This window comes from Acetobacter tropicalis (assembly GCF_001580915.1).
GTDB classification, from domain to species: domain Bacteria; phylum Pseudomonadota; class Alphaproteobacteria; order Acetobacterales; family Acetobacteraceae; genus Acetobacter; species Acetobacter tropicalis.
Genome location: NZ_LHZQ01000102.1, coordinates 1 through 3,390, shown reverse-complemented (window position 1 = coordinate 3,390; position 3,390 = coordinate 1). Strand labels below are relative to the sequence as shown.

Here is a 3,390-nt window from a genome sequence, read left to right as displayed (position 1 = left end):
ATGGGTACCCCCTGAGTCACCCCAAGCAACGGTTGGTATCAGATATCAGCCGGAGGAATGTCCGACAGCTCTTCTGGAGTAACTTCCTTATCCTCCACTTTCGCGAGTTCAATCAGATAATCGACAACCTTGTTCTCGAAAATCGGACCGCGAAGGGATTCTATGGCCTGCGGATTGTTCTGGAAGAACTGGAACACCTGCTGTTCCTGACCCTGGTAACGCATGGCTTCTGCCCGCATTGCCCGTGCCAGTTCATCCTGCGTGACGGTAATGGCGTTTTTACGGCCAATTTCTGCCAGAAGCAGACCCAGCTTCACCCGGCGTTCCGCAATCTTGCGATAGTCGGAACGAAGGGTTTCTTCGTCCTTATCTTTATCTTCGTCGTCAAGCTCACCGGCCTTGCGGTCTGCATCAACGCGCTGCCAGATCTGGTTGAATTCCGCATCAACCATTCCCTCCGGAGCGGGGAAATCGGTCTTTGCAGCCAGAGCGTCCAGCAGTTCACGCTTGATACGCAGACGGGAAAGCTGATCGTACTCGCCTTCAACCTGCTTACGCACCAGATCACGAAGCTGTTCGAGCGTTTCAAAGCCCAGCTTCTTGGCCAGTTCATCATCAATCGGCGCATCAACAGCTTTTTTCAGCTCACGCACCTTGATGTCGAACGTCGCTTCCTTACCAGCAAGTTCTTCAGCGCCGTAATTTTCCGGGAAGGTCACGGTGATGACTTTTTCTTCACCGGGCTTCATGCCTTCAATCTGCTCGGCAAAACCGGGGATAAAGCCTTCACCACCGATTTCAACGTTCACATCTTCAGCCGTGCCACCGTCAAAGGGCACACCGTCACGCTTGCCAACAAAATCAACGCTGACAACATCACCCTTTACTGCGGGGCGATCTTCCTCAAGCGTTTCAAACGTGCGCTGACGCTTGGCGATATCTGCCACGATCTTGTCAATGGCTTCATCGCTGGCGGTCGCCTTCAGGCGCGTCAAGCTGAGATCGGAGAGATCCGGAACCGTGATGTCAGGCAGGATCTCGGTTTCCACCTTGAATTCCAGGTCTTTGTCAGCATCTTCCTGACCGGAAACCAGATCAACCTGCGGCTGACCAGCCGGGCGCAGGCCACGCTCATCCAACGTGGTGCGGAGCGCTTCAGACACGGCCTGTTCAAGCACTTCAGCGCGAACGCCTTCACCATAACGCTGGCGCGCAATGGAGACGGGAACCTTACCCGGACGGAAGCCCGGAAGCTTCAGGCTGGCGGCCACTTCCTTGAGACGAGCATCCTGCTTCGTCTTAAGATCCGCTGCCGGAATCGTAATGGTAAAACCACGCTTCAGCCCTTCGGAAAGGGTCTCGGTAACCTGCATCGGCCAGGCCTTCCTTTCGGTACAAACTTAAACACCCCGCATCGTGCCGAAAGGCTGCTGCGGAAGCTGCTGCGAAACAGGACGGGGGCACCAAATAATTGGTACGGGTGGAGGGACTTGAACCCCCACGGCTTGCGCCACCAGAACCTAAATCTGGCGTGTCTACCAATTCCACCACACCCGCACGGTCAAAACCCCGTCGTGAGTTGCGAGCACTTAGCCCAGAGCGTGGCTCACGGCAAGATGCCCGATGCATATCTCTTGTCCTGAGACTGCAATCTGGTCGCTTTTTCCCGCGCAAGGCCCAGATAACGGTCCAGATCCTCGGCTATGGGCCATGTTCCAGCCTCCAAACCGGCTTCTCCATGCAGCCACACACCCGCACAGGCAGCGTCCCACGCGGGCATACCTGCCGCCAGCAAGGCGGCAATCACCCCAGAAAGCGTATCACCAGAGCCCGCCGTTCCCAACGCCGGACTCGCGTGATCATTGATCACCAGTCGGCCATCCGGGGCAGCCACAAGGGTTGACGCCCCCTTCAGGACAACAACCGCATTAAGCCGCTGAGCGGCCGCTCGCACGGCTGCTGGAGGATTATCTCCGGGGGCGCCAAACAGTTTTGTGAACTCTCCGATATGCGGCGTAATGACTGCAACGCCGTGCAGCACCTCAGGCTTGCCCGCAAAAGCAGAAAGTGCGCCAGCGTCGGCCAGAACAGTTTTTTTCGCCTCCAGCAATACAGGCAGGGCTTTGCTTACTTCCTGCTCTGTCAGCCCCGGCCCACAAACCCAGACAGCGCGCCGCTTATCTTCCAGAAGTTCCGGCAAGGGGCCATCATCCACCACCAGCCCCGGTGCCCCGAGCCTGTAAGCCGGCGCTCCAGTTCCTGCGGCAACCCGCACCAGCCCTGCGCCTGCCGCCCGTGCCCCACCCGCACATAAGCGTGCTGCTCCAGGCATGGTCTCACCCGCACAGATACTGACCACCCCGCGGCTGTATTTATGGCTTTCCGGCCCCGGAATGGGCAGAGTCCACAAACCGGGTGCGTTCTGCCACGCCTGTGGCGCGACCTGATCAAGCGCGGAAGCAGGCATACCGATGTCAGCCAGCACCAGCCGCCCCATATGGGCACGCCCCGGATACATCAGATGCCCCGGCTTGAAGCGCACGAAGGTAACGGTCATCTGCGCGTAGGGGGCATGGCCCCGCACCTGCCCCGTTTCACCATCAATACCGGAGGGGATATCCACCGCCACCACTTTGCGCGCGGCAGCCAGCACTTCCGCAGGAAGGCCAGTCACATCCCGGCTCAACCCCGCACCGAACACCGCATCTATAACCAGATCTGCGCGCTGCGCTTCCTCTGCGGTAAACGGCACCCGTATCCCGCCAAAAAGTGCGGAAGCCTGACCGGCGGGCGAGTCTGCATGTGGGGACGACATCTCTGCCACAGTTACTGGCCACCCTGCATCATAAAGATAACGAGCGGCCACATAACCATCGCCCCCGTTATTGCCGGGCCCGCACAGCACCAAGACCCTGCACGGCTTAAAAAAACGCCGCACGGCACGCGCAACGGCACGCCCTGCGGCATCCATCAACACAGCCACCGGCACGGAAGCAGACGCCAGGCGGTCAATCTGCCCCATCTCTTCGGGGCTATAAAGAGCGAGAGAGGAATGAGAAGTGAACGCCATTAAAGCCCTCCTGTGCGGCATGAACGGGAAGCCAAAGCCAGAATACTGACTTGCACCTCGGCCACCCCCTTGGCAATCAGGCTCCGAGTTGCACGCCCATGACCATTCGCTGGCCTTGAGGCATAGTGCGTTTTGAAAGCCATCTTTCATTTTCTGTGAGCGGAGTCTGCATGCCTCATTCCATTCTGTGGAGCCTAATTCTCGCACTCCACATCATCAGCATTGTCGTATGGGTTGGCGGTGCTGCTTACGCGACCATCATTCTGCGCCCCAGCCTGAACCTGCTGGACACCACGCAGCGTAATTCCGTCCATCTGCAA

At 58.4% G+C, this 3,390-nt stretch carries 2 protein-coding genes and 1 tRNA gene; all 3 read right to left on the bottom strand.

Annotated features, from left to right (window positions below; translation table 11 throughout):
• Window positions 1–38: 38 nt before the first annotated feature.
• Complete coding sequence (gene tig, locus AD944_RS00870) at window positions 39–1,373, bottom strand: trigger factor (protein ID WP_006559063.1); 1,335 nt, start codon at window positions 1,371–1,373, stop codon at window positions 39–41.
• Between the two features lie 99 nt (window positions 1,374–1,472).
• A tRNA-Leu gene (locus tag AD944_RS00865) sits at window positions 1,473–1,557 on the bottom strand.
• A 49-nt stretch (window positions 1,558–1,606) separates the two neighbouring features.
• On the bottom strand, window positions 1,607–3,070 hold the full coding sequence (locus AD944_RS00860) for a bifunctional ADP-dependent NAD(P)H-hydrate dehydratase/NAD(P)H-hydrate epimerase (RefSeq protein ID WP_045542213.1): 1,464 nt from the start codon (window positions 3,068–3,070) through the stop codon (window positions 1,607–1,609).
• Window positions 3,071–3,390: the final 320 nt, after the last annotated feature.